This window comes from Sulfitobacter sp. F26169L (assembly GCF_026410285.1).
Classification (GTDB): Bacteria; Pseudomonadota; Alphaproteobacteria; order Rhodobacterales; family Rhodobacteraceae; genus Sulfitobacter.
The window spans coordinates 433869-460524 of sequence record NZ_JAPMLP010000004.1 but is presented as its reverse complement, the minus strand read 5'-3'; the positions used below and the strand labels follow the sequence as shown (position 1 = coordinate 460524).

At 56.2% G+C, this 26656-nt stretch carries 32 protein-coding genes; 15 read left to right on the top strand and 17 right to left on the bottom strand.

What is annotated here, in order from left to right; translation table 11 throughout:
• The first annotated feature begins 55 nt into the window (after nt 1–55).
• The gene (locus tag OS189_RS11695) at nt 56–637 is read left to right on the top strand and encodes a thymidine kinase (protein WP_267167488.1); all 582 of its coding nucleotides are present in this window, start codon (nt 56–58) and stop codon (nt 635–637) included.
• On the opposite strand, the gene OS189_RS11690 is transcribed toward OS189_RS11695, so the two are convergent.
• The 5 genes from OS189_RS11690 to OS189_RS11670 form a co-directional block, all read right to left on the bottom strand.
• Nucleotides 634–1584, bottom strand: a complete 951-nt coding sequence (locus tag OS189_RS11690) for a 2-hydroxyacid dehydrogenase (RefSeq protein ID WP_416237475.1) — start codon at nt 1582–1584, stop codon at nt 634–636. The genes OS189_RS11695 and OS189_RS11690 overlap by 4 nt on opposite strands.
• Nucleotides 1581–1919, bottom strand: a complete 339-nt coding sequence (locus tag OS189_RS11685; RefSeq protein WP_267167487.1) for a tRNA-binding protein — start codon at nt 1917–1919, stop codon at nt 1581–1583. The genes OS189_RS11690 and OS189_RS11685 overlap by 4 nt, the downstream gene beginning before the upstream one ends.
• Entirely contained in the window at nt 1912–2727 is an 816-nt protein-coding gene (gene proC, locus OS189_RS11680; RefSeq protein WP_267167486.1) for a pyrroline-5-carboxylate reductase, read from the bottom strand. Before proC ends, OS189_RS11685 begins: the two co-directional genes overlap by 8 nt.
• A 30-nt stretch (nt 2728–2757) precedes the next feature.
• Complete coding sequence (locus OS189_RS11675) at nt 2758–3258, bottom strand: type III secretion system chaperone family protein (RefSeq protein ID WP_267167485.1); 501 nt, start codon at nt 3256–3258, stop codon at nt 2758–2760.
• A 305-nt stretch (nt 3259–3563) separates the two neighbouring features.
• Nucleotides 3564–3803 (bottom strand): accessory factor UbiK family protein, encoded by a 240-nt coding sequence (locus OS189_RS11670; protein WP_267167484.1) that lies wholly within the window; start codon nt 3801–3803, stop codon nt 3564–3566.
• A gap of 91 nt (nt 3804–3894) precedes the next feature.
• Here OS189_RS11670 and lgt point away from each other — a divergent pair, with 91 nt between their 5' ends.
• The 5 genes from lgt (at nt 3895) to OS189_RS11645 (ending at nt 8128) form a co-directional block, all read left to right on the top strand.
• Nucleotides 3895–4779, top strand: coding sequence for a prolipoprotein diacylglyceryl transferase (gene lgt, locus OS189_RS11665; protein ID WP_267167483.1), 885 nt, complete (start codon nt 3895–3897; stop codon nt 4777–4779).
• Entirely contained in the window at nt 4776–5837 is a 1062-nt protein-coding gene (locus tag OS189_RS11660) for a class I SAM-dependent methyltransferase (RefSeq protein WP_267167482.1), read from the top strand. The genes lgt and OS189_RS11660 overlap by 4 nt, the downstream gene beginning before the upstream one ends.
• Nucleotides 5834–6586, top strand: a complete 753-nt coding sequence (pgeF, locus tag OS189_RS11655; RefSeq protein ID WP_267167481.1) for a peptidoglycan editing factor PgeF — start codon at nt 5834–5836, stop codon at nt 6584–6586. Before OS189_RS11660 ends, pgeF begins: the two co-directional genes overlap by 4 nt.
• 287 nt (nt 6587–6873) lie before the next feature.
• Nucleotides 6874–7020 carry a hypothetical protein gene (locus OS189_RS11650; RefSeq protein WP_267167480.1) on the top strand — a complete coding sequence of 49 codons (147 nt, stop codon included), beginning with the start codon at nt 6874–6876 and terminating at the stop codon, nt 7018–7020.
• Nucleotides 7021–7351: 331 nt separating this feature from the next.
• Complete coding sequence (locus OS189_RS11645) at nt 7352–8128, top strand: Hint domain-containing protein (RefSeq protein ID WP_267167479.1); 777 nt, start codon at nt 7352–7354, stop codon at nt 8126–8128.
• A gap of 27 nt (nt 8129–8155) precedes the next feature.
• On the opposite strand, the gene OS189_RS11640 is transcribed toward OS189_RS11645, so the two are convergent.
• Nucleotides 8156–8656: an Lrp/AsnC family transcriptional regulator gene (locus tag OS189_RS11640; protein WP_267167478.1), complete on the bottom strand. Its 501-nt coding sequence runs from the start codon at nt 8654–8656 to the stop codon at nt 8156–8158.
• Between the two features lie 277 nt (nt 8657–8933).
• Between OS189_RS11640 and trxB the strand changes: the two genes are divergently transcribed.
• The 3 genes from trxB (at nt 8934) to OS189_RS11625 (ending at nt 13293) form a co-directional block, all read left to right on the top strand.
• Nucleotides 8934–9929 carry a thioredoxin-disulfide reductase gene (trxB, locus tag OS189_RS11635; RefSeq protein WP_267167477.1) on the top strand — a complete coding sequence of 332 codons (996 nt, stop codon included), beginning with the start codon at nt 8934–8936 and terminating at the stop codon, nt 9927–9929.
• Between the two features lie 186 nt (nt 9930–10115).
• Nucleotides 10116–11831 carry a bifunctional sulfate adenylyltransferase/adenylylsulfate kinase gene (locus tag OS189_RS11630; protein ID WP_267167476.1) on the top strand — a complete coding sequence of 572 codons (1716 nt, stop codon included), beginning with the start codon at nt 10116–10118 and terminating at the stop codon, nt 11829–11831.
• 238 nt (nt 11832–12069) lie between these two features.
• Complete coding sequence (locus tag OS189_RS11625) at nt 12070–13293, top strand: aminopeptidase P family protein (RefSeq protein ID WP_267167475.1); 1224 nt, start codon at nt 12070–12072, stop codon at nt 13291–13293.
• 64 nt (nt 13294–13357) lie between these two features.
• Here OS189_RS11625 and OS189_RS11620 read toward each other — a convergent pair whose 3' ends face one another.
• From OS189_RS11620 to OS189_RS11610, 3 genes are all read right to left on the bottom strand, one after another.
• A complete protein-coding gene (locus OS189_RS11620; protein WP_267167474.1) occupies nt 13358–14230 on the bottom strand; it encodes a PhzF family phenazine biosynthesis protein in 873 nt (290 codons plus the stop codon).
• An 80-nt stretch (nt 14231–14310) separates the two neighbouring features.
• A complete protein-coding gene (locus OS189_RS11615) occupies nt 14311–14532 on the bottom strand; it encodes a DUF1150 family protein (protein ID WP_267167473.1) in 222 nt (73 codons plus the stop codon).
• Between the two features lie 5 nt (nt 14533–14537).
• On the bottom strand, nt 14538–14951 hold the full coding sequence (locus OS189_RS11610) for an Hsp20 family protein (protein WP_267167472.1): 414 nt from the start codon (nt 14949–14951) through the stop codon (nt 14538–14540).
• Nucleotides 14952–15117: 166 nt separating this feature from the next.
• On the opposite strand from OS189_RS11610, the gene OS189_RS11605 reads away from it, so the two are divergent.
• From OS189_RS11605 to OS189_RS11595, 3 genes are all read left to right on the top strand, one after another.
• Nucleotides 15118–15342 (top strand): YdcH family protein, encoded by a 225-nt coding sequence (locus OS189_RS11605; protein ID WP_267167471.1) that lies wholly within the window; start codon nt 15118–15120, stop codon nt 15340–15342.
• 102 nt (nt 15343–15444) lie between these two features.
• A complete protein-coding gene (gene purE, locus OS189_RS11600; protein WP_267167470.1) occupies nt 15445–15933 on the top strand; it encodes a 5-(carboxyamino)imidazole ribonucleotide mutase in 489 nt (162 codons plus the stop codon).
• On the top strand, nt 15926–16996 hold the full coding sequence (locus OS189_RS11595) for a 5-(carboxyamino)imidazole ribonucleotide synthase (RefSeq protein WP_267167469.1): 1071 nt from the start codon (nt 15926–15928) through the stop codon (nt 16994–16996). The genes purE and OS189_RS11595 overlap by 8 nt, the downstream gene beginning before the upstream one ends.
• Here the strand turns inward: OS189_RS11595 and OS189_RS11590 are convergent.
• Both OS189_RS11590 and OS189_RS11585 read right to left on the bottom strand, forming a co-directional pair.
• Nucleotides 16983–18128: an alpha-D-ribose 1-methylphosphonate 5-triphosphate diphosphatase gene (locus OS189_RS11590; protein WP_267167468.1), complete on the bottom strand. Its 1146-nt coding sequence runs from the start codon at nt 18126–18128 to the stop codon at nt 16983–16985. The genes OS189_RS11595 and OS189_RS11590 overlap by 14 nt on opposite strands.
• Nucleotides 18115–18891, bottom strand: a complete 777-nt coding sequence (locus OS189_RS11585; protein WP_267167467.1) for an esterase/lipase family protein — start codon at nt 18889–18891, stop codon at nt 18115–18117. The genes OS189_RS11590 and OS189_RS11585 overlap by 14 nt, the downstream gene beginning before the upstream one ends.
• Nucleotides 18892–18977: 86 nt before the next feature.
• Here OS189_RS11585 and OS189_RS11580 point away from each other — a divergent pair, with 86 nt between their 5' ends.
• Nucleotides 18978–19436: an NUDIX domain-containing protein gene (locus tag OS189_RS11580; RefSeq protein WP_267167466.1), complete on the top strand. Its 459-nt coding sequence runs from the start codon at nt 18978–18980 to the stop codon at nt 19434–19436.
• On the opposite strand, the gene OS189_RS11575 is transcribed toward OS189_RS11580, so the two are convergent.
• The 6 genes from OS189_RS11575 to OS189_RS11550 all read right to left on the bottom strand — a co-directional run bounded on the left by OS189_RS11575 (nt 19426) and on the right by OS189_RS11550 (nt 24899).
• Nucleotides 19426–20256, bottom strand: coding sequence for a DMT family transporter (locus OS189_RS11575; RefSeq protein WP_267167465.1), 831 nt, complete (start codon nt 20254–20256; stop codon nt 19426–19428). The two genes, OS189_RS11580 and OS189_RS11575, sit on opposite strands and share 11 nt — an antisense overlap.
• Nucleotides 20257–20311: 55 nt before the next feature.
• Nucleotides 20312–20974 carry a response regulator gene (locus OS189_RS11570; RefSeq protein WP_267167464.1) on the bottom strand — a complete coding sequence of 221 codons (663 nt, stop codon included), beginning with the start codon at nt 20972–20974 and terminating at the stop codon, nt 20312–20314.
• 121 nt (nt 20975–21095) lie between these two features.
• A complete protein-coding gene (locus tag OS189_RS11565) occupies nt 21096–21836 on the bottom strand; it encodes a sensor histidine kinase (protein WP_267167463.1) in 741 nt (246 codons plus the stop codon).
• A gap of 208 nt (nt 21837–22044) precedes the next feature.
• Nucleotides 22045–23691 carry a chaperonin GroEL gene (groL, locus tag OS189_RS11560; protein ID WP_267167462.1) on the bottom strand — a complete coding sequence of 549 codons (1647 nt, stop codon included), beginning with the start codon at nt 23689–23691 and terminating at the stop codon, nt 22045–22047.
• 74 nt (nt 23692–23765) lie between these two features.
• The gene (locus OS189_RS11555; RefSeq protein ID WP_267167461.1) at nt 23766–24053 is read right to left on the bottom strand and encodes a co-chaperone GroES; all 288 of its coding nucleotides are present in this window, start codon (nt 24051–24053) and stop codon (nt 23766–23768) included.
• Between the two features lie 168 nt (nt 24054–24221).
• Entirely contained in the window at nt 24222–24899 is a 678-nt protein-coding gene (locus OS189_RS11550; RefSeq protein ID WP_267167460.1) for a DUF2161 domain-containing phosphodiesterase, read from the bottom strand.
• Between the two features lie 54 nt (nt 24900–24953).
• On the opposite strand from OS189_RS11550, the gene OS189_RS11545 reads away from it, so the two are divergent.
• Nucleotides 24954–25310, top strand: a complete 357-nt coding sequence (locus OS189_RS11545) for an MmcQ/YjbR family DNA-binding protein (RefSeq protein ID WP_267167459.1) — start codon at nt 24954–24956, stop codon at nt 25308–25310.
• A 182-nt stretch (nt 25311–25492) separates the two neighbouring features.
• A complete protein-coding gene (locus OS189_RS11540) occupies nt 25493–26413 on the top strand; it encodes a manganese-dependent inorganic pyrophosphatase (protein ID WP_267167458.1) in 921 nt (306 codons plus the stop codon).
• The last annotated feature ends 243 nt before the right edge of the window (nt 26414–26656 follow it).

The following is a 26656-nucleotide window of genomic DNA, read 5'->3' as shown; positions in this document are numbered from 1 at the left end:
TGTAAATTGCCAACGATCATCCCGAACGAGACACTTTAAGGCGGAAAATACGCACATGGCCAAGTTATATTTCAACTATTCCACGATGAATGCCGGAAAATCTACGGTCCTGTTGCAGGCTGCGCATAACTACCGCGAACGCGGGATGGTCCCTTATCTAATTACCGCGCAGCTTGATAATCGTGCCGGAGAAGGCAAGATCGCGTCCCGCATCGGCATTTCACAGGACGCAGATACATATCACAGCGACGAAGACCTGTTTGCCAAGATCTCATCGCGTCTGAATGAGGGGCCTTGCGCCTGCATTTTTGTCGATGAGGCGCATTTTTTAAGCGACGCGCAGGTTTGGGATCTGGCGCGGGCAGTTGATGATCTGGGTGTTCCCATCATGTGCTATGGCCTGCGTGTCGATTTCAGAGGCCAGCTTTTCCCGGGATCTGCCGCGTTGTTGGCGCTTTCCGATGAAATGCGCGAAATTCGTACAATCTGTCATTGCGGCAAGAAGGCGACGATGGTTGTGCGGCAGGACGCCGAAGGGCGCGCCTTGCGCGAGGGGGCACAGGTGCAGATCGGCGGCAACGAAAGCTATGTTTCTTTGTGCCGCCGCCACTGGCGCATCGCAATCGCGGCAGGCTAGACCGGATTTGGCGGCGCATCACCGCGCAGTACGGCTTGTAAATTCTCAACCATCATTAGCCCCATATCCACACGAACCTCCCTCGTAGAAGTACCTAAATGCGGCAATAGCACCACATTATCCAGATCACGCAACGCCTGCGGCACGTCAGGCTCGAACTCGTACACATCAAGACCGGCACCACCGATTGATTGATTTTCCAATGCCGTGATCAGCGCCGCCTGTTCCACCACTTCACCGCGCGAGATATTGATAATCCGCGCATGGGGCTTCATCGCAGCCAAAACATGGGAACTGACCATATGGCGGGTTTCGGCCCCGCCGGGGACGGCCATTACCAAAACATCAACATCGGATGCCAGTCGGGTCAGATCGTCATAATACTGCGCTTCGAAATCCAGCTCTTTCCGGCTGCGGCCATGATAGCGTATCTGCATGCCAAAACCGAAGTGACACCGCCGCGCGATGGCCTGCCCGATACGTCCCATCCCGACGATACCCACAGCTTTGCCGCTCAGGTGCAGGCCCAACATCTGCGTCGGGTGCCATCCCTCCCATTCCCCGGACCGAACCAGCCGCTCGCCTTCTGCTGCGCGCCTCGCGCTCATCAGCATCAGGGTCATGGCGATATCTGCGGTGGCATCTGTTACAGCGCCGGGTGTGTTGGTCACCGTGATGCCGGAAGCTTTGGCCGCCTCCACATTTATGTGATTATAGCCAACGCCAAAATTGGCCAGCACCTTGCAGCGCGGTGTTGGCACGTCGGCAAAAACCTGTGCTGAAAACTGATCGCCCAACGTACACATCACGCCGTCAAACTCGCGCAGGGCGCGGCGCATTTCATCACCGTCCATCGGTGCGGTTTCGTCACGCCGCACCACACTCAGCCCTTCAAGTGACGCATAAACCTCATCCGGCAACAGCCTGCTTATCAATACGTTTTTCAATGCATCCGACCTCCGCTCGGGGTTTCTTGATCCGGCACAACCAAAACGACCGCACCATTTTCATCCGGCACACCCAGTAATAACACCTCTGACATGAACGGCCCGATCTGGCGTGGGGGGAAATTTACAACCGCCATGACCTGCCGTCCGGTCAGCGTATCGGGCGTGTAGTGTTCGGTAATCTGGGCGGAGGTTTTGCGCACGCCAATTTCCTCGCCAAAATCGATCCAGACCTTCAGCGAAGGATTGCGCGCTTCGGGGAACGGCTCTGCCTTGATCACGCGGCCTGTGCGGATATCGACTTTCATGAAATCATCAAACGAAATCTCAGCCACGAGCAAGCTCCCTTGAACGGTTTGCAGCAGCAGCAACAGCGCGCCGCATCAAGGCAGGAAAACCGTCGCTCTCGTTCATCAACACTTCCAAGGCGGCTTGGGTGGTGCCGTTGGGGCTGGTCACGTTCACGCGCAACTGCGCCGGACTGTCATCAGACGCTTGCGCCAGCGCGCCTGCCCCCGCCACGGTCGCGCGGGCCAGTTGCAAAGCCATGTCGGCTGGCAACCCCTCTGCCTCTCCTGCGGCGGCGAGGGTTTCGATCATGTGAAACACATAGGCGGGGCCGGAACCGCTGACGCCAGTGACAGCATCAATCTGCGCTTCCTCGCTTAGGCGTACAACCTCACCCACGGCAGACAGCAGCACCTCTGCTTCGTCCAGACCTTGAGCACCCGCATGGGCGTTGCCGACGATGGCGGTTATGCCCTGCGAAATCGCAGCCGGTGTGTTTGGCATGGCACGCACAACGGGCGTCTGTTCGCCCAATGTCTGTTCGAAAAAGCTGATCGGTGTTCCGGCAGCGACGCTGATAAACAGGGTTTTCGCATTGCCCATATCACGCAGGCTTGGCAGCGCATCCGCCATCATCTGCGGCTTGACCGCCACCAGCACGATCGCAGGCATGGACGGCAAATCTTTGTTGATGTGAACACCGGTATTTTGCAGCCACTCCGACGGGGCGGGATCAATCACCCAGACAGAAGCCGCAGGCAAACCGCGCGCCAGCCACCCTTCCAGCATGGCAGAGCCCATCTTGCCGCAGCCCAGAAGCACCAGACCATCCGTTGCAATACGTGAATTTTTCATACGTCCCCCTGTCATCTACGGGGGAAAGAGTTACGCGCGACCGTAAGCCTCTGCAATGGCGACTTGCAGCGCGTCTTTTGCGCTCCGCTCTCCCCAGACCACAAGCTGCACTGCCGGATAGTACCGCTCGGCACTGTTTACGGCGGCGGCAATCATGGTGTCTATCTGTTCAGGGCTCGCCACCTGGCCACCTGCAAGCACCAGACCATAGCGATAGACCATCAGCTGCTCTTCCGCCCAGTAGGTGAACGCGCCCGCCCAACAGCGATCATTCACATCGTTCAGCAGACCGTACAGTGCGGGCACTTTATCCTCGGGCGGGTCCATTTCGAATGTGCAGATCAGGCGCAGCGTTTCATCAAAGGCTGACCATGCCAGCGTCACCGAATAAGTGCGCCACTGCCCTTCGACAGACATCGAAATCTGTTCATCAGAAATACGGTCGAAAACCCATTCGTGATGGGCCGCCAACGTCTCCACGATGTCGATAGGGTGAATATCGTCTTCCAAATACTGCTCGGACAGGGCCATTTTGCCACCTTTTATGTTATCTCCAAAGCGGTAGAGCCTGTGTCCGGCCCCTTCACCTTGGGTGCTTTCGCAACAGAACGCGCGTTTGCCTGTGCGTCCTACAACATATGGTGGCGATGCCGATAGGGTCTGGCAACCTTTTTTCTGGGGATAACACCAATCTACAGTGGATAACCGCAAAATATCGCGGTTTCGCGTTAATCTTTGCCCAGATATCGCATCAAACAAAAACGCCTCCGGCCAAAACCGAAGGCGTTACTCAAAAAAAGCGGCACTCAAAATGCTGCGTTCACGTTTCGGCCGGATTACTTGCGTTCCAAGGTATCAAGGCGCGCTTTCAGCGCTTCGTTTTCTTCGCGTGCTTTTTGCGCCATGGCACGCACGGCATCAAATTCTTCGCGGGTCACAAAATCGCGATCGGCAAGCCAGCGATCCATCATGCTCTTCAAGGCATTTTCTGCCTCGTCTTTCGCCCCTTGCGCCACGCCCATCGCGTTGGTCATGATCTGGCTCAGGTCGTCAAAAATCTTGTTGCGGGTCTGCATCTGGTCTCTCCACTGGCTACACCGCCTATATGGGGCCGCTTGTGCCCTCGTGCAAGGTTGACTTCCCCGCGCGGGCTTGCTCAATCAGCATATGCTTGCACTTATCCCCTTCCCCGATATTTCGCCCGAGATTTTCTCGATCTCGCTTTTTGGCATGACCTTTGCACTGCGCTGGTATGCATTGGCTTATATTGTGGGCATTTTGCTGGGCTGGCGGTTGGTGCTGCGAGCGGCAAACACGCCAAGGCTGTGGCGCGACGAAAAACCTGTAATGACAGGTGCCCAGATAGAAGATTTACTGACTTGGGTAATTCTTGGCGTCATTCTGGGCGGCAGACTGGGGTATGTGCTGTTCTACCAGCCTGCCTTCTACCTCTCCAACCCCGCGCAAATCCTGCGGGTTTGGGAAGGCGGCATGTCATTTCATGGCGGCGCTTTGGGGGTGATAATTGCGGCTTTTCTCTACACCGGCCGCCACCGGATTGCGCGGATCAGTGCCGGTGATCTGGTCGCGCTTGGTATTTTTCCGGGTCTTTTGCTGGGACGGATCGCCAATTTCATCAACGCCGAGCTTTGGGGACGCCCGACCGATCTGCCGTGGGGTGTGGCCTTTCCCACCGAGGCTGCGCAATATTGTCCTGAAGTCATCGGCATCTGTGCGCGCCATCCTTCACAACTATACGAAGCGGCGCTTGAAGGGCTGATTCTGGGCGCCTTGCTTGTCTGGCTGGTGTGGCGACGCGGTGCGTTCAAGAAACCGGGCCTTGTGATGGGGACGTTTCTGGCGGGTTACGGCGTCGCACGCTTTATCGTCGAGTTTTTCCGGCAGCCTGATGCCCAATTTGTCACTGATGGCAATACGCTGGGTCTTGCATGGCACATCGGGGGGTATGGCCTGACCATGGGGCAGATCCTGTGCATCCCTATGATTGCTGTGGGCCTCTACTTTATCCTGCGGGCGCGGCGCGCAGGATGAGCTTACGCGAGGTACTGACAGCGCAGATCAACGCACAAGGGCCGATGCGGCTGGACGAATATATCTCGGCCTGTCTGCTGCACCCGAAGTACGGATATTACACCACCCGCACGCCATTTGGTTCCGGGGGTGATTTCATCACCGCGCCCGAAATCAGCCAGATGTTTGGCGAACTGGTTGGCCTGTCACTGGCGCAAGCGTGGATGGATCAAGGCGCGCCAGCCCCGTTCACACTGGCAGAGCTTGGCCCCGGTCGTGGCACTTTGATGGCAGATGCCCTGCGGGCCTGCGCGCGCGTCCCCGGTTTTGTCGATGCCGCGCGGATTGTCCTGCTTGAGGCCTCACCCGCCCTGCGCAAAGTGCAGGCAGAAACGCTTTCAAGGCATACGCCGCACTGGATAGACACGCCGGATGAGTTGCCTCAACAAGCCACATTTCTGATCGCGAATGAATTTTTCGATGCATTGCCTATCCGCCAGTTTATCCGCGCGGATGATCTTTGGCGCGAACGTCAGGTCGGGGTTACGGACGGCGCTCTTGTCTTCGGGCTGGGCCCGGCGCAACATCAACCCGCGCTTGCCCACAGGCTTGAGGACACGCAAGACGGTGATCTGGTAGAAGACTGTGCAGCCGCCGCGCCTGTGCTTTCAACGATATGTGATCGCGTTGCCGCGCATGGCGGTGCCGCGCTTGTATTTGATTATGGCGACTGGCGCACCTTGGGGGATACACTGCAAGCGGTCCAAAACCACGCGCCAGCCGATCCGCTGACAAGCCCCGGCTCTGCCGACTTGACAGCGCACGTCGATTTCGAAGCCCTGCTGGGTGCCTGTGACAGCTGCACCACCAGCCGCATCACCCCCCAAGGTGTGTTTCTGGAGCGACTCGGCATTACCGCACGCGCCCAGGCGTTGGCGAAAACCCTTAGCGGGGATGCGCTGGAGAACCATATCGCCGCACATCGCCGCTTGACGCACCCGCAGGAAATGGGAAACCTGTTCAAGACTTTCGGCATCGTGCCAAAGTCTGCTCCCATGCTGCACGGACTGGAAATATGACACTGGAAATTCTGACCTCTGACGCCCTGCCCGTAAACCACGGCTTTTTCACACGGCGCGGCGGAGCTTCGTCCGGCGTGTTTTCTGGGCTGAATTGCGGGCAGGGTTCCACAGATCAGGCCGAGATCGTTGCGATCAACCGCGCGCGCGTTGCCGATGCCATGGGTGTTGCCCCTGATCACTTGCTTGGCGTGCATCAAATCCATTCCACCACAGTAATTTCTATCGACGGGCCGATGGCCGAAAAAACCCGCGCAGACGCGCTGGTTACCGCTACGCCGGGTTTGGCGTTGTCGGTTTTAACAGCAGATTGCCAGCCGGTTCTATTTGCGGATGCAGAGGCCGGTGTGATTGGCGCGGCACATGCTGGCTGGCGTGGCGCGCTAGATGGCGTGCTAGATGCGACACTGGAAGCGATGGAATCTCTCGGTGCGACGCGTGAAAATACCACTGCCATCATTGGTCCCACCATCAGTCAGCGCGCCTATGAAGTCGGGCCAGAATTTCTGGAATCCTTTTTAGACATAGATCCCGAATTCGCACGCTATTTCATCAACGGTGAGGGCGACCGGTATCTGTTTGATTTGCCCGGATTTGGCCTGAACCGTTTGCGCGCTGCGGGTGCCGGGCACGCTGAATGGACACGTCACTGTACGTTCTCCGATCCCGAGCGATTCTACTCCTATCGCCGCACAACACACGCAAAAGAAGCGGACTATGGCCGCCTGATCGCCGCCATCACGCTGTAATCTGGGCGCAAATAGGGCAACGCTGGCCATGGTCGCGCCCTATTCCGGCGAATACCAGCGCGAAACAATTGGCCAGATTGTTTCTCCACCACACACAATCAGCGCTATTCCCTATATTTCAAAAGGTTTCCCCAAGAATATGGCCTTGCCGTCACAATTCAAACGTCCGAACCTCGAAAGTCTCTGAATTTTTTATTCAAATGCCCAAAACCAGCCAGATTGCTCCGTCATATTCATTCTCAAGCAAGGACAGCGCCCGCTAACAAACCGAACCGAGGACCAGAGCAATGAAAACCAACGCACGTTTCATCAAGTCGATTACAAAAACTGCCGCAGAGAATGACACCGTCATGCCATGGGCACGCGGCAGCCGCCGTGCCGCGTTTATCGCGAAACGTAACGCTGACAAAACGCCCCGGCGCAAAAGCGCCTGAGAGCAATCAAGACATTACCGGTCGCAGGCTGCCTCATCCCCCTCGTCAGTCTGTGACAATGCCAAGCCCCCGATCTGCGCCGAATCGCAGACCGGGGGCTTTGTAGTTCTGGGGCAGAATGTGGCAGCGATGTCAGAAATTGCAGAAACAAAACCGGATAAATTATTGCTATTGACGCTCAAGCCTCCTCAAATGTTCTTCAAACTTTGACAATGCGGCATAAACATGGCGAATTAGGTCTTACTAAAGACACGAGATGACCCATACGTTATTTCCGTCGTTGTCGGTGGGGGCCGACGAAGGATGTGACCAGCCACGATAGGTTACGCACATGACACTGACTGCCAATCCAGCTGCGGCACGTTCCGCGGCACGTAAAACAGGGTACGGAATGACCACATCTTCCATGCCGAATTCAAACAGCCAGATGCTGGCCGCACAAACTCCGAAACGCACCTATGAGGTCGCCGCGTTGCGCGAAGACGACTCGTTGTTCATCGGTCAAAGTACGGCCCCCGCAATTGCGCTGTTCGAAGATGCGTTTTCGGCGTTTACACATGGCAGCCTGATCCAGACCACACTGGGCCTTGTCGCAGTAGAAGATCTCCAGCCCGGTGATATGGTGCAGACCGCAACAGGCGAAGCTGCCGAGTTAGTTTGGGTCGGTACGTCCACATTCACTCCGGCAGACGCAGGAAAGCGGACACCGCTCATTCGTATCATGCCTGACAGTCTGGGCCAATCGCGCCCCGAACGCTCGCTCACTGTTGGTCCGGGCGCACGGATTTTGCACACGCCTGCCTACCTGCGCGGTCTGGCGGACGGCAAGCAACTCCTGACTCCGGCATCGAAATTTGTTGATGGTGTAAATGTAATCGAGGTCACGCCGCCAACGCCGATACGTCTTTTCCACATCTGCCTGTCACGCCATGCGGTGATCAATGTGGACGGGATCGAAATGGAAACATTTCACCCCGGCGCCGCCGCACCGCGCGAAGTCAGCCATGCATTGCGGGACCGCTTCATCTCATTATTCCCCCGGATCAGCCACTTGTCGGATTTCGGCCCGCTGGCCCACCCGCGCGCGCCCGAAATCGACGCACACTAATCTCTCTCGCGCGTTCGGGGTCCCGTATCAGGCCTCGACGCGCAAACGTTCCTCCAAAACGTCAAACGGAACGCCGGGATCATCCTTGGCGTTCCGTATCACCAGCGAAGTTTTGACGCTGGCGACATTCGCCGCCTTCAGCAAATGCTCTGTCAAAAAGCTCTGAAAACTGGACAGGTCAGGCGCGACACACTTAAGCATAAAATCGACTTCGCCATTCAACATATGGCATTCACGCACAAGCGACCATTCGCGGCAGCGGTCCTCGAACGCAGACAGATCCGATTCTGCCTGACTGTTCAGACCGACCATCGCGAATACCTGCACCTCAAAACCCAACTCACGCGCATCGACATCCGCATGATAGCCAAGGATGAAGCCTTGCTCTTCCAGCGTGCGGACCCGGCGCAGACAGGGGGGCGCGGAAATGCCCACACGTTTGGCCAGTTCGACGTTGGTCATCCGCCCATCGGCCTGCAATTCGGCCAGAATTTTCCGGTCAATAGGATCCAGTCTTGCTCCGGCCATACATCCCCCTACAAGTTTTCGATTGTTATACATACCACGCAGCCACGCGCAACATTGTTTCACATGGGCGCAATATTCGTAAAGTTCAATGCCTAAGTTTATCTCCCTGATCAGAAACGCTGCCGGTATCGATGCGGGGAGATTCGAAACCGTCGCAGCGGTCCGCTGGTTCACGCCCCCTGTGCGTCACGTGTTACGGTACCCTTGGGGGTTTAAGACTGACAACAGGCTGTATATATCGTCGGAAACACATATTCCTCCCCATAAAGGTGACACCATGGCCGAAACACGCAAGACCAAGCTTTTGATTATCGGCTCCGGCCCTGCGGGTTACACCGCCGGTGTTTACGCCAGCCGCGCCATGCTGGAGCCCATTCTTGTGCAAGGGATTGAGCCGGGTGGTCAGCTGACCACCACAACCGAGGTCGAAAACTGGCCCGGAGATACCGAGGTACAAGGCCCCGACCTGATGATCCGGATGGAAGCGCACGCCAAGGCAGTGGGCACCGAGATCATCGGCGATATCATTACCGATCTTGATCTATCAAAGCGCCCCTTCACCGCCACAGGCGATAGCGGCACAAAGTACGTTGCCGATGCGGTGATCCTCGCCACCGGCGCGCGTGCTAAATGGCTCGGGCTGGACAGCGAGGAGAAATTCAAAGGGTTCGGCGTATCGGCCTGTGCCACCTGTGACGGTTTTTTCTATCGCGGTCAGGAGATCGTGGTGATCGGCGGCGGCAACACGGCTGTGGAAGAAGCGCTGTTTCTTACAAATTTTGCATCGAAGGTGACGTTAATCCATCGCCGCGACGAACTGCGCGCGGAGAAAATATTGATCAACCGCCTGATGAAAAACCCCAAGATCGAACCGCTCTGGTTTCACGAGCTTGAAGAGGTATATGGCGCTGACAGCCCGCTGGGTGTTGAGGGTATCAAGGTTAAACATACAAAAACCGGTGAGATCACCGATATCCCCTGCAAAGGTGTTTTTGTCGCGATCGGCCACGCTCCAGCAAACGAGTTGATTAAGGATACGCTGGAAACCCATATGGGTGGCTATGTCGTGACCAAACCGGACAGCACCGAAACGTCGATACCCGGTGTATTTGCCGCTGGTGACCTGACAGATCATAAGTATCGCCAGGCCGTGACCAGTGCTGGCATGGGCTGCATGGCCGCGCTGGAGGCAGAGCGTTTTCTTGCAGAAGTGGGCGATGATCACGGCAAGGATACCTCGCTCCCCTTGGGGTACGGTGCCGAGGTCGGCTGATCAGAACACCATTAGCGGAATCAGACTGGCCTGCGGAATTCGCTCGCGGGCCATTTCTTTGTCAAAAAGGCAACAATCACGCTGATTAGCACTGATTTGTTTCCACAGTGCTGGAATTTTGCCACATTCACCGTCTAGGTAGCGCCTGAACGGGCCAAAAACGGCCCCACGACGAGGCCCAGATACATGACAATGCTACAAAATCTGGCTCCTATTCCGGAGCTCTACGTTTCCTACGATTCGGCCCAGAAGCTGAAAGCCGAAGCTGGCGAATTGGTCAGCCACGACCTGACACCACGCCAGATTTGTGATCTGGAACTTCTGATGAATGGTGGATTTAACCCGCTTAAAGGGTTTCTGTCGCAAGCCGACTACGACAGCGTTGTCGAAAAAATGCGGCTTGCTGACGGCACACTGTGGCCCATGCCCATCACCCTCGACGTGAGCGAAGAATTCGCAGCCAAGCTGGAAAACGGGCAGGATATCGCTCTGCGCGATCAGGAAGGTGTGATCCTTGCGACGATGACTGTCACTGACAACTGGGTGCCTAACAAGGCGCTTGAGGCTGAAAAGGTGTTTGGCGCTGATGATGATGCGCATCCTGCGGTGAACTATCTGCACAATCAGGCGGGCAAAGTGTACCTCGGCGGTCCTGTGACCGGTATTCAGCAGCCGGTACACTATGATTTCAAATCACGCCGCGACACACCGAACGAATTGCGGGCGTATTTCCGCAAGATGGGCTGGCGCAAGGTTGTCGCCTTCCAGACGCGCAACCCGCTACACCGCGCACATCAGGAATTGACGTTCCGCGCCGCGCGCGAGGCACAGGCCAACCTGCTGATCCATCCCGTTGTCGGCCTGACCAAGCCTGGCGATGTAGATCACTTTACCCGCGTGCGCTGTTACGAGGCTGTGCTGGACCAGTACCCCCAAGCCACAACATCCATGTCCCTGTTGAACCTCGCCATGCGTATGGCTGGCCCGCGTGAGGCCGTCTGGCACGGTCTGATCCGCAAAAACCACGGCTGCACCCATTTCATCGTAGGCCGTGATCACGCGGGCCCCGGCAAAAACTCTGCCGGTGACGATTTCTATGGCCCCTATGATGCGCAGGACCTGTTCCGCCAGCATCAGGAGGAAATGGGCATCGAAATGGTTGATTTCAAACACATGGTTTACGTGCAGGAGCGCGCCCAATACGAGGCCATGGACGAAATCAAGGACAAGGATAGCGTCACGATCCTGAACATCTCGGGCACCGAATTGCGTCGCCGTTTGCAGGAAGGTCTGGAAATCCCCGAGTGGTTCTCCTTCCCTGAAGTGGTGCAGGAATTGCGCCGCACCAAGCCACCGCGTGCGCAGCAAGGTTTTACCGTGTTCTTCACAGGTTTATCCGGCTCGGGAAAATCCACCATCGCCAACGCGCTGATGGTCAAGCTGATGGAGCAAGGCGGACGTCCCGTAACCCTGCTCGACGGGGATATTGTGCGCAAGAATCTCTCGTCCGAATTGGGGTTCAGCAAGGAACACCGTGACCTGAACATCCGTCGCATCGGTTATGTCGCGTCCGAAATCACGAAAAACGGCGGCATCGCCATCTGTGCGCCCATCGCACCCTACGCCACAACCCGCCGTGCCGTGCGTGAGGACGTCGAACAGTTCGGCGCGTTCGTCGAAGTGCATGTTGCCACCTCGATCGAAGAATGCGAACGCCGCGACCGCAAAGGGCTCTATAAGCTGGCGCGGGAAGGCAAAATCAAGGAATTCACCGGCATTTCAGACCCCTACGATGTGCCGCAAAATCCCGAACTCTCGGTTGAGACTGAAAATGTCGATGTCGACAACTGCGCGCATCAGGTTTTACTGAAACTTGAAAGCATGGGTTTGATCAAAGGCTGATCACCCCTCCGGAACCACCGCAAAAGCGCCGACCCCTACGGGTCGGCGCTTTTTGTTTAGGCCGCTGCGAAAGTTTTCTTGCTTTTTGAATCAGAAATCGACTAATCGAAACCATAGCATTTGACGATGGCGTCGTCTGGGGGCATCACCCTCGCTTGTTTCACTTCCTGAACGCCGGGACTTTCAATCGGGAGATTGGAGGTTCGCCTCTGACCTCCCCTGTTTCTTGGAGGTCACGATGACTGTACTATCCACATCCGAACGTCCCGAATTCTTTTCGTTTCATAATGGCGAAAAAGCTGTCCTGCCCTTCAGCCGCAGTGAATATGACGGCCGTCTAGCCGGTCTGCGCAAAATCATGCAAGACAACAACGTCGAAGCTGTTGTTCTGACATCCATGCACGGCGTTGCGTATTATTCCGGCTTTTTGTACTGCGCTTTTGGCCGCCCCTACGCCTGCGTCGTCACGATGGACCGTTCTGTAACGGTTTCCGCCAACATCGACGGTGGTCAGCCATGGCGCCGCAGCGCCGATGAAAACGTGGTCTACACCGATTGGAAGCGTGACAATTACTGGCGTGCGGTCCGCGATATCGTGGGTAACGCAAAGCGCGTAGGCATCGAGGGTGATCACCTGACGCTGGCTCAACACGCAAAGCTGGGTGAGTTTTTGAGCTCGGAAACCGTTGATCTGGCTTCTGCCACCATGGCGCAGCGCATGATCAAATCAGCCGAGGAAATCGCCCTGATCCGCGAAGGTGCGCGCATTGCCGATCTGGGTGGCGAAGCTGTTCGCGACGCGATCCGCGTCGGCGCGCGGGAAATCGATGTGGCCATGGCCGGACGTGACGCGATGGAACTGGAAATCGCCCGCTCGCATCCTGATAGCGAGATCCGCGATTCATGGGTCTGGTTCCAGTCGGGCCTGAACACGGATGGCGCACACAACCCCGTCACCACCCGCAAGCTGGAAGCAGGCGACATCCTGAGCCTGAATACCTTTCCGATGATTTCGGCCTATTACACCGCGCTTGAGCGCACGCTGTTCATCGGCGAGCCGGACAAGGATTCCCTTGCGATCTGGGAAGCAAATGTAGGCGCGCATGAACTCGGCCTGTCGCTGATCAAGGAAGGTGCCACATGTTCCGGCATCTGCGCCGAGATCAACGAATTCTTCGCCGAGCGTGATCTGCTGCAATATCGCTCATTCGGATACGGCCACTCGTTTGGTGTTCTGTCACATTACTATGGTCGCGAAGCAGGTCTGGAGCTGCGTGAAGACATTGATACTGTGCTTGAAAAAGGCATGGTTGTTTCAATGGAGCCGATGTTGACCATTCCCGAAGGCAAAGGCGGTGCAGGCGGTTACCGCGAGCATGACATTGTTGTTCTGGGGGACGATGGACCGGAAAATATCACGAAATTCGGTTACGGCCCCGAACATAATATCGTCGACGCTTAATTGAATTACTGTCGGTGGGCTACAAAACCTGCGGCCCACCGGCCCTGTGATCCGAACTGCCCTATCAGCGCAAAAACGCAGTTCCAGACATCACCAAGGCACCCTGCCCGCTGACTTTCACGCCTGTTATGGCATCGCGCTTTCCCAGCACTTCTACGTCGGCTTGACCTGCACGCCCCATGTCGTGCCCCTGCTCGGCCTTAAAACGCGGCCCATCAATCAGGCTGTGCGCCCAGAGGTAGCTGGCCATGCAACCCGTTGCCGATCCGGTAAACGGATCCTCTGCAGGGCTGGGTGGTGCCATCAACAAACGGCTGAACGTGTCGCCTTTTGCGGTTGCACCGTCCAGCGTGACCCAGAAAGGCTCCATTATATCAATGCTGTCATGGCCCAGCGCCGCCGCATAGGCCGCCAGCGCATCCATGTTCAACGCCACCCGTTCCAGTGCCGCACGATCTTTCACCAAGGTTATGCAAAACGGCAATCCGGTGGAAACAACCTGTGGCGGATGCACGATATCAGATGCACTGATCCCGCCGACAGCCGCAACAAGCGCCGCGTCAACCACCGGGCCAAATTCCGGCGCCCTTTGCGTCATGGTTACGCGGTTGCCCTGCACCTCTACCGGCACCAGCCCCGCCGCTGTTTCCAGAACCAGCGGCCCGTCCCCGATCATCCCGCGTTTGCGCATAGCCACAACTGTGGCAATCGTCGGGTGCCCCGCAAACGGTATTTCACGACTGGCCAGAAAATAGCGCACACGAATATCCGCCACATCCGACGGGCCGGTAAACGTACATTCCACAAGGGAGGTTTCACGCACATATGCCATGCACACTGCATCAGGCAGGCCCGCACCACCATGCACTACGGCACACCCGTTGCCGCCAAACACCGTGTCTGTAAACGCATCCACCCAGTCAAATTCAAGCGCCATTGCCACTCCTGACAAACAAAAAGGGCCGCAATGCCTGCGGCCCTCTCATCATCTGCCACCTGATCACGCGGTCAAGCGCGTTAATGTACCAATACAGGTGCGTAGTTATGTTCACGCGCCAGATCAAACGCCAGTTTGCGATCCCCGACAAGCGCCAGCTGCTGACCCTGCGCATCATGCACTGCATAGAGCTGTTCAAGCCCTTCGGCTTGGTCACGCACCTCGCGGGGCAGATCGGTTACGGCGATAGTCTTGACGTAAACGGTCCGGTCCTGCGGTCCTGTCATTACTAAATCTTCCATTGCTCTTACCCCTTTCGAATGTTGATCGTTTGCACGACCGTTTCAGGCTTGGCTTGGGTTAGATCCACATGCAGCAGACCATTTTCCATCAGCGCTTCGCCCACTTCGACACCGTCCGCCAGAACAAAACTGCGCTGGAACTGGCGTCCTGCAATGCCGCGGTGCAAAAACACACGGCCTTCGCTGTCGTCATTTTGTCTGCCACGGATGACCAATTGGCGGTCCTCGACGGTGATAGACAGATCATCTTCGGAAAAACCGGCGACCGCCAAAGAAATGCGATAACTGCGTTCCGAAGTTTGTTCGATATTAAAAGGCGGATAGCCTTCATTGCCGGATTTTGCGTTGCGTTCCAACACCCGCTCCAGCTGTTCAAACCCCAGCATATGGGGATATGATGCAAGCGTCATTTTTGTCATCTGCGACACGTCCTTTTCATCTCAAGCGACAGTCTTGTGCCGCCCCGATACCGGCAGCGTCACAGATCAAATATGGGAAGTGTTAGTGGACTGCGCAAGGGCTATGCGCCAATGCGGTTACCCTTTATGACTAAAACCTTAAACGTCAGCCAGAATCAGAGCCACCATGACAACACCGAATGATCTATCCATGAAGAACGATGAGGTACTTCGGGTCGAGCTTGAGGTGTTTCGCCGCGAACACCGCGATCTGGACGATGCGATTGCCGCACTCAGCGAACGCAGCACAGCGGATCAATTGACGTTGCAACGGTTGAAAAAGCGAAAATTGCGCCTGAAAGATTATATTGCACGGATTGAGGATCGTCTAACACCGGATATCATTGCCTAAAACGCCAATTTAAACGCTAAAAGCACCTCCCTTACATTGCCCAGCTACATCAGTTGACTATAGTAGCGCCTCTGCCACCCCGGACGAAAAGGCCGCAGCATTATGAGCACTCCTCCCGTTGGTATTATCATGGGGTCCCAATCGGATTGGGCCACCATGCGTGAGGCGGCGTCCCTGCTGGATGAATTGAATATCGCCTACGAAACGCGCATCGTGTCGGCCCATCGTACACCGGACCGTCTGTGGGACTATGGCAAAACAGCTGCTCATCGGGGGCTTCAGGTCATCATCGCAGGCGCGGGGGGGGCTGCGCATCTGCCTGGCATGATGGCGTCAAAAACCCGTGTTCCGGTTATCGGTGTGCCTGTCCAAACCAAGGCTTTGTCCGGAATTGACAGCCTCTATTCCATCCTGCAAATGCCGCGTGGTTATCCCGTCGCTACGATGGCGATCGGTGCTGCGGGTGCCGCAAATGCCGCTTTGATGGCGGCTGGCATCCTCGCGCTGCAAGACCCTGATCTGGCCACACGCCTAGATACGTGGCGCGCTGATCTGTCTGCCTCAATTCCGGAAGTACCCACAGATGACTAACCCCCTCCCCACTGGCGCAACCATCGGCATTTTGGGTGGTGGCCAGCTTGGCCGCATGCTCAGCGTTGCTGCTGCACGTCTTGGCCTTCGCACGCATATCTACGAGCCGGGTAGTAACCCGCCCGCCGCCGATGTGGCAAATGCCGTCACCACAGCAGGCTATGACGACACCGCAGCGCTTACAGCGTTTGCCCAATCCGTTGATCTGGTGACCTACGAGTTCGAAAACATCCCGACCGAAACCCTTGATATCATTGAGGAAATTACCCCCATTCACCCCAACCGGCACGCCCTTGGCACGTCCCAAGACCGGTTGGTCGAAAAAGAGTTCCTCGAAAGCATCGGTCTGAAAGTTGCGCCCTACGCTGACATAACCGATGCTGCCAGCCTTGAGGCCGCGCTTGCGCAAATCGGCACGCCAGCCATCCTGAAAACGCGGCGTTTCGGATATGACGGTAAAGGCCAGTCGCGCCTGACCTCACCCGATGATGCCGCCACCGCCATTGCCGATATGGCTGGCGCACCTGCGGTTCTGGAAGGATTTATCAGCTTTTCCAAAGAAATCTCGATCATCGCCGCACGCAACCCGCAAGGTGACATCGCCTGCTTTGATCCGGGTGAAAATGTGCACCGTGACGGCATTTTGCACACCACCACCGTACCCGCGACCATCCCTGCCAGCCTGCGCACAGATGCAGTACTGCTGGCTGCAAAAATTCTTAACGCGCTCGATTATGTCGGGGTGATGGGGGTCGAACTGTTTGTGACGCCACAGGGGTTGATCGTGAACGAGATCGCACCGCGTGTCCATAACTCGGGCCACTGGACCCAGAATGCCTGTGCTGTGGACCAGTTCGAACAACATATCCGCGCCATTGCAGGTTGGCCTTTGGGCGATGGCAGCAGATATGCAGATGTTGTGATGGAAAACCTGATCGGCGACGATGTGAATGCCATCCCAGCCCTCGCCAAAGAGGCGAACTGTGCGGTTCATCTATACGGTAAGGTCGAGACGAAGGCAGGCCGCAAGATGGGCCACGTCAACCGTATCAAGCGCGCATGAACCGCGCGGCGATATCGCCGCTCATATAGCTTACACGGCCTTGCACCAGCGTTGCAGCCACGCGCAGGCTCTCACGCTCAAGCACCGTGATGTCCGCGCGTTTACCAGCGGTCAAAACACCGCGATCAGACAAGCCCAGAACAGCAGCAGGTCCAGCAGATACCAAGGCCCAAGCGCCCGCCAGATCGCGCATTCCGTTCTGCCAAAGCATTAGCGCGGCGCGACGCGCGCTGGGGTAATGGTAATCAGACGCCAGCGCGTCACAATAGCCCATCGCAATCAGATCTACCGCCGAAACATTAAGATTATGTGACCCGCCCCGCACAACATTGGGCGAGCCCATTACAACGATCCCGCCAGTCTCGGCAGCGGCCTCTGCCGCCTCAAGTGTTTCGGGGAACTCTGCCACACGGACCCCGCGTGCGGCCCACTCAGCGCGATCTTGGGCCGTTTTGTCATCATGGCTGCCCATCACGATACCCTTGGCCGATAACTGCGCACATAGCCAGTCCAGCGCTGTTGGCACTTCGTCCGCGCAAGCCTCCATCGCCTGCATCAATGCAAGGTGGGTTTCAGGGCTGCGCCGCGCCTTCAGCGCCTGTGATACAAGCCGCCGCGGCTGGCGTCCGTCTTGCAGACGGTCATGGGGCAAGTGATCGTTGAACACGATATAGTTCAGCCCCCATTCCGCCATTTTCGCGGGAAGCTCCGCATAAAATTCAAGCTGATATGTCTCAAATCTCAGTTGTCCGCGCAGATCGGTCACCATACTTGGCCCCACATCACGCAAATGGCTGAAAACCTGCTCGGCAAAATCCAGGCTGCGCACGCCACCTTCCCAACTGACAAACTGCGCAAGTGTGGCCGTGGTGATGCCGTTCGCCGCCAGTTCAGCCTCAACCGCGACCAGCCCTTCGGCCATCTGCTTCATCGCGCCGCGCCGTGGTGCCAAATGCCGCTCGAATCCGTCGCCATGCACATCGACAATTCCGGGCAAAACCAGATAGCCGCTGAGATCGACAGGATGCCCGGCAGGCGCATCCACAATTTTGCCATTCGCAAACGACAGTCTGTCGCGATGCAAACCATGCGGCCCAAGGACCTCTGCTCCGGTCAGATCAAGGCTTAGCATCCGGTGCCTCCACCCCTGGCAAACAGCCGCCTTCGGGGCAACCCAACTGCTCCAGAACCGCATCGAGCAATGTGAGTTCGGGATCAAATCTTCCTGTGCGCAAGAATTCGACCGTTTGAGCAATGACGCGCGGATTGTTCATCATAAATGTATGGGTCACGGGAAGGGTTATGTGCGATTTCATTCCCTCGACTTTAGTCGAATAAACCGCGACTTTCCCGTCATCCGGTCCTGGCAACAAGGACGAAAAATAGGGATTGAGCGATTGAGATCCCGCGATCACGCCCAGTTCGAAATTCACCTTGGGTAAACGAAGGGGAAGCGAATCCGGCCCCGTGCCCATCTGCATCCCTGCCGGACCATTGATCCAGTCAAATGCGATCACATCACGCAATTCGTCAATAATTTCGCTGCCCTGATTGGGCGGCCCCAGCATAACAACACGCCCGATCCGCGCAGGCCCCACCTCTGCTACCCACTGGCGCACAAGCAGCCCCCCCATGGAATGGGTGACAAAATCAACTTTCGGAGTACCGCAAGCCGCCACTGCGTCTGGCAAGGTCCGGCTGGTAAGCTCCCCGATCGGCGCTTCTGTCGAGGGGTATCCGGGCCGGACAACGCGCCAGTTTTCGGCCTCTAGCGCGGCTTCCATCAATGCAAATGATGTCTCTGTGCGCGCAAGCCCGTGAAGTAACACAATGCAGCGCGCATTGGCAAAGCTTGCCGTTAGAAACAGGGCACATATGATCGCAATTATTCTCATGCAACGCTATGTAATGACATTCAACAGGCTTGTAAGCCCCCCGACAACGCGTCCGGCAGAAAACCGTACGTAAGGAAAAAGCGCCGATGACACCCACAACGCCGCCGCGCTTAGCTGTGCGTGCGATTATACTGCACCAGAATAGTTTATTGCTGGTTAATGCATGGCCTTCCGGCAAGAGCGATCTGATGTGCGCCCCCGGTGGCGGGGTCGAACGCGGAAGCGCGCTGCCCGACAATCTGGTCCGTGAGGTGTTTGAGGAAACCGGTCTGCGCATCTCTGTCGGCGCGCCCTGCCTTGTGAACGAATTTCACGACCCCGACAGCAGCTTTCATCAGGTCGATGTCTATTTTCGCTGCACGCTGCTGGGTGAGCCGTTTTTGGATCATGAATGGCTTGATACAGAAAAGGTGGTCACAGACCGGCGCTGGGTCACCCGAGAGGAAATGGATGGCGTTCGGGTTAAGCCCGACAGCCTGGCTGCGGTCGCGTGGCAGGATAGCAACGCGCCTCTGTATGATCCGCTGGAGCCGATTACCGTTTAGACGTGACAGCCCAGCCGATACCACCAAGCACCATCAGCGCGGCGAAGATGGTTATCGGTGTCATGGCTTCGCCCAGCAACACGGCACCAGCCGCGATTGCGATAACGGGAACGCATAATTGAACGATTGCTGCTGTGCTAAGGTGCAATTCCCGCAGCACCCGATACCATAACGCGTACCCCAAAGCAGACGTTATCGCGCCGCACACCAGCGACAATGCGATACCGTACAAATTGGCGTCAAATCCTTGACGTAAAAAGAAAACCCCCAGTACCGGTAGGCACAACATGAAGTTTGCAGCGGTTGATGCCAGCGGATCAACCGCACCGCGCCCCGCGATTGTATAAATTGCCCAGCCTACGCCCGCCAGAACCATCAGCACAGCCCCAGCGGGATCAGTAAATCCTTCACCCGCAGGCCATAAGACCAATATTAAACCGGCAAAGGCGACCCCGGTGCCTGCCAGTTGTCGCATTGTCGGGGGCTGATTCGTAATTGCAGAATGGGTGAACATCGTGATTTGTGTCACACCGAACAGGATCAGTGCGCCAAGACCGGCATCTAGTGTGAGGTAAGCCAGCGAAAACCCTGCCATATAGGCGGTCAGGCTGGCCGCCCCGACAATTGTTGCACGGTTTCCTAACGGCAACCAGACACCGCGCAAGTATGCAATTACGCCCAATACCCCCGCCCCTGAGGCCACGCGCAATAGCGCAAATTCCTGCGGCCCGATATGCCCCCCCTCGACCGCAGCGCGGGTCAGTACGGAATTGGCGGCAAAGGCGCACATCGTCAGGGCTGTTAACAGAATCAATCGCATACACCCGACTAGCTTGCCCCGCCTACGGCACCAACTCTAAAACGGGAAGTATTTCCTAATTAAAGCAAAACTCGTCATCCTCGCCCAACGCAGCCAATAACGACTCAAGATCGCTGTGATCCTCTGGGGCAAACACATTGGAGCATGCAGCATGCATTGCTTCCCGAAACTGGTCTTTGAACAATGCGACAACCGTGCCCTGCACTTCGTGAGTCTGTAACGCGGCTGTTAGCCCGTTACGTATAACCTCCTGCTGATGTGCGGTGCGGGCGATCTCTTCGCGATGATCTTGCGCCATCCGGATCGCCCCGATCATCGCAGTGCGAAGGTGATCTGCTGTCATCGCGTCCTTGGTCAGAAAATCATGGCATCCGTTGCGCATGGCGGTGACAGCGGTTTGCATATCTCCTTCACCGGTTATCATTATCGTGGCAACATCGCTGTTCAGCTCGCTCTGTTGGATATGGGCAAGCACATCCAGACCGTCCCCCTGGGGCAAACGGTAATCGATCAGGATCAAGTCAAATTCCTGCTCTGCAATGGCATCTTTCAATTCCGTCACATCGCACACCTCTGTCAAGTCGAGCAGCAGGTTGGTATTCTGGCTCATCCGGCGGATGCGCGCGCGATCAAACGTGCTGTCATCCAGCAGCAGAGTTTTGATTATTCTCGGGAAAGCCCTTTCTTCAGGGCCGATAACTTCGACTGGCAATGACACTTATACTCTCCCACAAAAACTCACCATGGGTAGGATACGGCGCAAGTGCCTATCAAAAGCTAAATGAGGCTTTGAAATGCCGGAGTAAATTAGGAAGTATTAACATCGAAATATTATCAAATCATGCGGGAATGTCGCAGCCGTGTGGCAGCAGCAATTCGACCAGCAGGCCACCACTTGCCGCTGTCGAAAGCATCACCTGCCCGCCGTATTGCGCCGCTATTTTGCGCACATTTGCCAAACCCATCCCCGTGCCTTCAACCTCGTCACGTGGGCGCAGCGTGGTCATGGCGGCCAGCGCCTTACCATGCAGACGCTCGGGAATACCCGGACCGTCATCGCCAACCCCCAACCGTATCATCGCCCCGTCGGTGCGGGTGGTGACCGTAATCATGCCGTTACTCGCGTGGTGATGTTTTACCGCGTTTCCGATTAATGCGCTCAACAACAGCAGCGCGTCCTGCTCGCCCATCATAATGTGACTACACTCAATATCGCGAAAAAGTTGCATGCCATCTCGCAGATGCAATCCACCCAAAACTTCGTCAATGGCGGCTGTTATATCGACGCAGATTACATTTTGCATCCGCCCGACACGGGAATACGTCAGCAGATCGACCAGCATCCGGTCAAGCCTTGCAGTATGGCGGTTCATCAGATCAATCGATTGCGCGACAGAGCCTGTCATCTCAACGCCGGCGTCAGCCAGATCTTCCGCGATCCATTGCGGCAGTTCCAGCAAGGCACGAACGGAGGAGCGCACATCATGGCTCATCAAATAGATAAAATCGTCGATATCCTGCGTCTCATCCGCTGGTGGCGTGCGGGATGAAGAGGCCGGAAGTGCAGCCGTGCGCGTCATAATATACCTTTCGCAGCGTCCTGCAAAAGACATAACACCTGCAAGGTTTCATCACCGTTAACAAAAGCGCCCCTTTCGAACGCAACAAAGGGCCCCCCAAGGAGCCCTTTGCGCTGTCGGTCAGGACAGGATTGCACGATGTCCTGATATAGTCTTTTCCTACAGGAATGACTGCATCAGGGGTCGCTTACAAGCTCTGCTTGCAAGCTTACATCATGCCGCCCATGCCGCCCATTCCGCCCATGTCAGGCATGCCGCCACCGGCGCCTTCTTTGGATGGCTTGTCGGCTACCATTGCTTCGGTTGTGATCAGCAGACCGGCAACAGATGCCGCGTCCTGAAGTGCTGTGCGCACAACTTTTGCAGGGTCGATAACACCGAACTTGAACATGTCGCCATATTCTTCGGTCTGTGCGTTAAAGCCGAAAGTCACATCGTCGCTTTCGCGGATTTTGCCCGCGACAACCGAACCGTCAACACCGGAGTTTTCGGCGATCTGGCGCAGCGGCGCTTCGATTGCCTTGCGAATGATGGCAATACCAACGTCCTGATCGGAGTTCGCACCCTTCAAGCCGTCAAGTGCCTTGCCGCCCTGGATGAGGGCAACACCACCACCAACAACAACGCCTTCCTGTACCGCAGCACGTGTTGCGTTCAGTGCGTCATCAACGCGGTCTTTACGCTCTTTCACTTCTACTTCGGACATCCCACCAACGCGGATCACGGCAACACCACCGGCCAGCTTGGCCACGCGCTCTTGCAGTTTCTCTTTGTCGTAGTCGGATGTTGTCTCTTCGATCTGGTTGCGAATCTGTGTGACGCGCGCTTCGATCTCGGCTTTTGCACCAGCACCTTCAACGATGGTTGTTTCGTCTTTGGTGATGACCACTTTCTTGGCAGAACCCAGCATGTCCATTGTCACGGACTCAAGCTTCATGCCCAGATCTTCGGAGATCACCTGACCACCTGTCAGAATTGCAAGGTCTTGCAACATCGCTTTGCGGCGATCGCCGAAACCGGGTGCTTTGACCGCTGCAATCTTCAGACCACCGCGCAGCTTGTTGACAACCAAAGTTGCCAGCGCTTCGCCTTCAACATCTTCAGAGATGATCAGAAGCGGCTTTTGCGACTGGATCACCTGCTCAAGCAGCGGAACCATTGGCTGAAGCGAAGAAAGCTTCTTTTCGTGCAGCAAGATGATCGCATCTTCCAGCTCGACTGTCATTTTGTCGGAGTTGGTGACGAAATAAGGCGACAGGTAGCCGCGGTCGAACTGCATACCTTCGACAACAACAGTTTCCGTTTCCAGACCCTTGTTCTCTTCGACGGTGATCACACCCTCGTTGCCGACTTTCTGCATCGCGTCCGCGATCTGGCGACCGATTTCCGCTTCGCCGTTTGCCGAAATCGTACCAACTTGCGCAACTTCGTCGCTGTCGGTTACGTCGCGGGCCGCTGCGATGATCGCTTCAACAACTTTGGACGTTGCCAGATCGATACCGCGCTTCAGGTCCATCGGGTTCATGCCCGCTGCAACCGATTTCATGCCTTCTTTTACGATGGCCTGTGCCAGAACGGTGGCGGTTGTTGTACCGTCACCCGCTTCGTCGTTGGTGCGGGAGGCAACTTCCTTGACCATCTGTGCGCCCATGTTCTCGAACTTGTCTTCCAGTTCGATTTCCTTGGCAACAGATACACCGTCTTTGGTGATGCGTGGCGCGCCGAACGATTTGTCCAGAACAACGTTACGGCCTTTGGGGCCGAGGGTTACCTTAACGGCGTCGGCAAGGATGTTCACACCCTTGAGCATCTTGTTACGCGCGTCTGTACCGAATTTGACGTCTTTTGCAGACATATTCAAAGTCTCCTAAAATTGTTTATGATGGATCACGTTTCGTGAGGTGGATTTTCAAATCCGCCCGTCCTTGCTCAGGACAGGATCCCCATGATGTCGCTTTCTTTCATCATCAACATTTCTTCACCGTCGATGGTGACTTCTGTGCCGGACCATTTGCCGAACAGAATTCTGTCGCCAACCTTGACATCCATCTCGATGCGATCGCCGTCTTCGTCGCGCGCGCCTGCGCCTACAGCAACAACTTCGCCCTCGGCAGGCTTTTCTTTTGCGCTATCGGGAATGATCAGCCCGCCAGAAGTTTTCTCTTCGCCCTCTGTGCGTTTTACCAGCACGCGGTCGTGAAGTGGTGTTAATGCCATCTTTGTAGCTCCTTGATGCTCAAAGTTTATCTCTAGGACCGACCCTTCACCTGAAGCGACCGGCCGTTATCACTCACCTAGGTCGAGTGATAACGAGCTGTAGGTATGGACGTCGGCCGCGCGAGTCAACAACCGTGAGAAGATAATTTTACCGGATTGTCCAAGATCCTAGCCAGCGCCCAAAACGCGCCCTGAAACCGCGACCGCATCAGCTCCTGCAGATGTGATGCCGTACACACCCTTTTCGACTTTTTCAAACCAGCCATAATGATTATCGCGCATCATTGTGGTTGCACGGGCGACGCCGGTTTCCTTTGCGACATCGGCACCTTTGCTGGCGCCGGCCTCGAACAGATATACCGCGAGTTTCACCGCATCCTGACGGTAGGCCGTAACCAACCCCGCGCGGGTCTGGCCGCCATCATTCGGATCGCCCTGCCGTCTTGCAAATTCACGCAGCAGCGATGTCTTGCGCTTGACGTTTTTTCGGGGCGTGTAAGGGCCCGGATCACAATGTACTGTCACCAGCCCGTCGTCGAGCCGCACAGTCATCAGGCCCAGCCCCAGACGCCGCGCCAGCGTGGTGTTTGCTTTCACCGCCTTATAGAACGGCTTTCCGGCCTTGTGCGCAACGGCCAGATAGACATCGTCGCATATCTTCAAACGTTCCAGGCATTGATGAAAAAGCGCCAGCGAGAACCCGAGCTTCAGTTCGACCACCACAGGCGGCTCCGCGCCGCGAAGGGCGACCACATCAGCGGCCCCGACTTCGGCTTTTACGATATAGCCCTGCTCCTCCAGAAAGGATTTCACAGGGGCGTAAAGATCGGTTTCGCGCGCATTCATAGTGGGCAGGTTATCATCATTTCCAATCCGGGTGCGACCCCATATGATCGGGCAATGACACGAGATGAGTTGACCGAATTCTGTGCTTCCCTGCCCCATGTCACCCACGTGGTTCAGTGGGGTGATGCGGATGTTTACAAAATCGGCGGCAAACTGTTTGCAGTTGTCGGCATGGCAAACACTGAGGCTACCGTTACCTTCAAGACCACACATCTGGCGTTCGAAATCCTTTCAGACAGTCCCGGGTTGCGCCCTGCGCCGTACATGGCATCACGTGGTCTGAAATGGATACAGCAATATGGCACGCCCGGCTTGCCCGACGACAGCCTGCGCGAGCACATTCGTGCCTCTTACAATATGGTAGCGGGCGGACTGAGCAAAAAGATGCAAAGAGAGTTGGGATTTTTGTAACCGCATGCCCGAAGAACTGCTGTGGGGCGCGTTGAGAAGGCGCGGTTGAGTTTAAGGGTAAAAATGAAGAATAAGGCGTGCTGACGGGAACCGAACCGATCATGTGCGCATGGCCCGTGACACCGGCCGCAATCGTGCTATAACGCGCGAAAATTTGATCTATCGCACTTCAGGAGCAGCCCATGACAACCCTCGTATTCGGCCACAAATCCCCAGACACTGACAGCACCGGCAGCCCGATCATTTGGGCGTGGTATCTTTCGGAAGTTATGGGTGTCGATGCGCGGCCTGCATTGTTGGGCGAACCGAATACCGAAGCGCTGTTCATGCTGGATCACTGGAAACTGGACAAGCCCGAAATCATCAAAGACGTAGCGGACGACCAGCCGGTTGTTATTGTTGACACCAACAATCCCGCCGAACTGCCGGACAACATCAATAATGCGGATATCAAAGCAGTAATTGATCACCATGCGTTGGTTGGCGGCCTCAAGACCAAAGGCCCTGTTCATATCGTAATTGAACCGGTCGCCTGTACAGCGACAATTATGTGGAAAGCCATTGGCAAGCATATGGCCCAAATGCCCGAAAGCATTAAAGGTGCGATGTTGACGTGTATACTCTCCGATACGCTTGAGTTCCGCTCACCCACGACAACGCAAGAGGACAAGGCGATTGCGTGGTCCTTGGCCGAGAGTCTGGACATTGATATTCCTGCCTACGCTGCTGCGATGTTTGCGGCGAAATCCGATGTGTCCTCGTTCTCGGAGGCGGAATTGCTGCGCATGGACAGCAAGGAATATGAAGTGGACGGCAAACAATTCCGTGTTTCTGTTCTGGAAACGACCTCGCCTGCGGCTGTGCTGGACCGCAAGGATGCACTGATGGCGGCCATGCCCGATGTGGCGAGCGAAGACGGCGCGGATCAGGTTCTGCTGTTTGTTGTGGATATTCTGAACGAAGAAGCAACAATGCTGATCCCCAATGAACTGACCAAGACCGTGGCGGAAAAATCATTCGGCGCGACAGTAACAGGCGATACGGTTGTCCTGCCCGGTGTGATGAGCCGCAAGAAACAGATCATTCCGAATCTCAAGGTCTGACCCTGCCCCTACGGCACCACGCTTTCGGGCTCTCCTGGCAACGGGGGAGCCTTTTTCATATCGACAGTCGCTTTTCGAAAACTGGTTTACATTAATCGCCTGAAACAGATCGAGGTGACCAGTTTAACTGCCCGTTTGCAAACTGTCGGCTGCTTTAGAGCCGCGCAGGCACGTGACGGAGGTTCATTCAGCGACGCGCATAAACGCGAGAACGCCCCAAACACGCAGAGCGTGTGCGCCGTG

Bases quoted from the DNA above. Each gene is read 5' to 3' on its own strand.
- OS189_RS11695 (WP_267167488.1), top strand. From the start codon at position 56: ATGGCCAAGTTATATTTCAACTATTCCACGATGAATGCCGGAAAATCT.
- proC (WP_267167486.1), bottom strand. From the start codon at position 2,727: ATGAAAAATTCACGTATTGCAACGGATGGTCTGGTGCTTCTGGGCTGC.
- OS189_RS11675 (WP_267167485.1), bottom strand. From the start codon at position 3,258: ATGGCCCTGTCCGAGCAGTATTTGGAAGACGATATTCACCCTATCGAC.
- OS189_RS11670 (WP_267167484.1), bottom strand. From the start codon at position 3,803: ATGCAGACCCGCAACAAGATTTTTGACGACCTGAGCCAGATCATGACC.
- lgt (WP_267167483.1), top strand. From the start codon at position 3,895: ATGCTTGCACTTATCCCCTTCCCCGATATTTCGCCCGAGATTTTCTCG.
- OS189_RS11660 (WP_267167482.1), top strand. From the start codon at position 4,776: ATGAGCTTACGCGAGGTACTGACAGCGCAGATCAACGCACAAGGGCCG.
- pgeF (WP_267167481.1), top strand. From the start codon at position 5,834: ATGACACTGGAAATTCTGACCTCTGACGCCCTGCCCGTAAACCACGGC.
- OS189_RS11650 (WP_267167480.1), top strand. From the start codon at position 6,874: ATGAAAACCAACGCACGTTTCATCAAGTCGATTACAAAAACTGCCGCA.
- OS189_RS11645 (WP_267167479.1), top strand. From the start codon at position 7,352: ATGACACTGACTGCCAATCCAGCTGCGGCACGTTCCGCGGCACGTAAA.
- OS189_RS11640 (WP_267167478.1), bottom strand. From the start codon at position 8,656: ATGGCCGGAGCAAGACTGGATCCTATTGACCGGAAAATTCTGGCCGAA.
- trxB (WP_267167477.1), top strand. From the start codon at position 8,934: ATGGCCGAAACACGCAAGACCAAGCTTTTGATTATCGGCTCCGGCCCT.
- OS189_RS11630 (WP_267167476.1), top strand. From the start codon at position 10,116: ATGACAATGCTACAAAATCTGGCTCCTATTCCGGAGCTCTACGTTTCC.
- OS189_RS11625 (WP_267167475.1), top strand. From the start codon at position 12,070: ATGACTGTACTATCCACATCCGAACGTCCCGAATTCTTTTCGTTTCAT.
- OS189_RS11620 (WP_267167474.1), bottom strand. From the start codon at position 14,230: ATGGCGCTTGAATTTGACTGGGTGGATGCGTTTACAGACACGGTGTTT.
- OS189_RS11615 (WP_267167473.1), bottom strand. From the start codon at position 14,532: ATGGAAGATTTAGTAATGACAGGACCGCAGGACCGGACCGTTTACGTC.
- OS189_RS11610 (WP_267167472.1), bottom strand. From the start codon at position 14,951: ATGACAAAAATGACGCTTGCATCATATCCCCATATGCTGGGGTTTGAA.
- OS189_RS11605 (WP_267167471.1), top strand. From the start codon at position 15,118: ATGACAACACCGAATGATCTATCCATGAAGAACGATGAGGTACTTCGG.
- purE (WP_267167470.1), top strand. From the start codon at position 15,445: ATGAGCACTCCTCCCGTTGGTATTATCATGGGGTCCCAATCGGATTGG.
- OS189_RS11595 (WP_267167469.1), top strand. From the start codon at position 15,926: ATGACTAACCCCCTCCCCACTGGCGCAACCATCGGCATTTTGGGTGGT.
- OS189_RS11590 (WP_267167468.1), bottom strand. From the start codon at position 18,128: ATGCTAAGCCTTGATCTGACCGGAGCAGAGGTCCTTGGGCCGCATGGT.
- OS189_RS11585 (WP_267167467.1), bottom strand. From the start codon at position 18,891: ATGAGAATAATTGCGATCATATGTGCCCTGTTTCTAACGGCAAGCTTT.
- OS189_RS11580 (WP_267167466.1), top strand. From the start codon at position 18,978: ATGACACCCACAACGCCGCCGCGCTTAGCTGTGCGTGCGATTATACTG.
- OS189_RS11575 (WP_267167465.1), bottom strand. From the start codon at position 20,256: ATGCGATTGATTCTGTTAACAGCCCTGACGATGTGCGCCTTTGCCGCC.
- OS189_RS11565 (WP_267167463.1), bottom strand. From the start codon at position 21,836: ATGACGCGCACGGCTGCACTTCCGGCCTCTTCATCCCGCACGCCACCA.
- groL (WP_267167462.1), bottom strand. From the start codon at position 23,691: ATGTCTGCAAAAGACGTCAAATTCGGTACAGACGCGCGTAACAAGATG.
- OS189_RS11555 (WP_267167461.1), bottom strand. From the start codon at position 24,053: ATGGCATTAACACCACTTCACGACCGCGTGCTGGTAAAACGCACAGAG.
- OS189_RS11550 (WP_267167460.1), bottom strand. From the start codon at position 24,899: ATGAATGCGCGCGAAACCGATCTTTACGCCCCTGTGAAATCCTTTCTG.
- OS189_RS11545 (WP_267167459.1), top strand. From the start codon at position 24,954: ATGACACGAGATGAGTTGACCGAATTCTGTGCTTCCCTGCCCCATGTC.
- OS189_RS11540 (WP_267167458.1), top strand. From the start codon at position 25,493: ATGACAACCCTCGTATTCGGCCACAAATCCCCAGACACTGACAGCACC.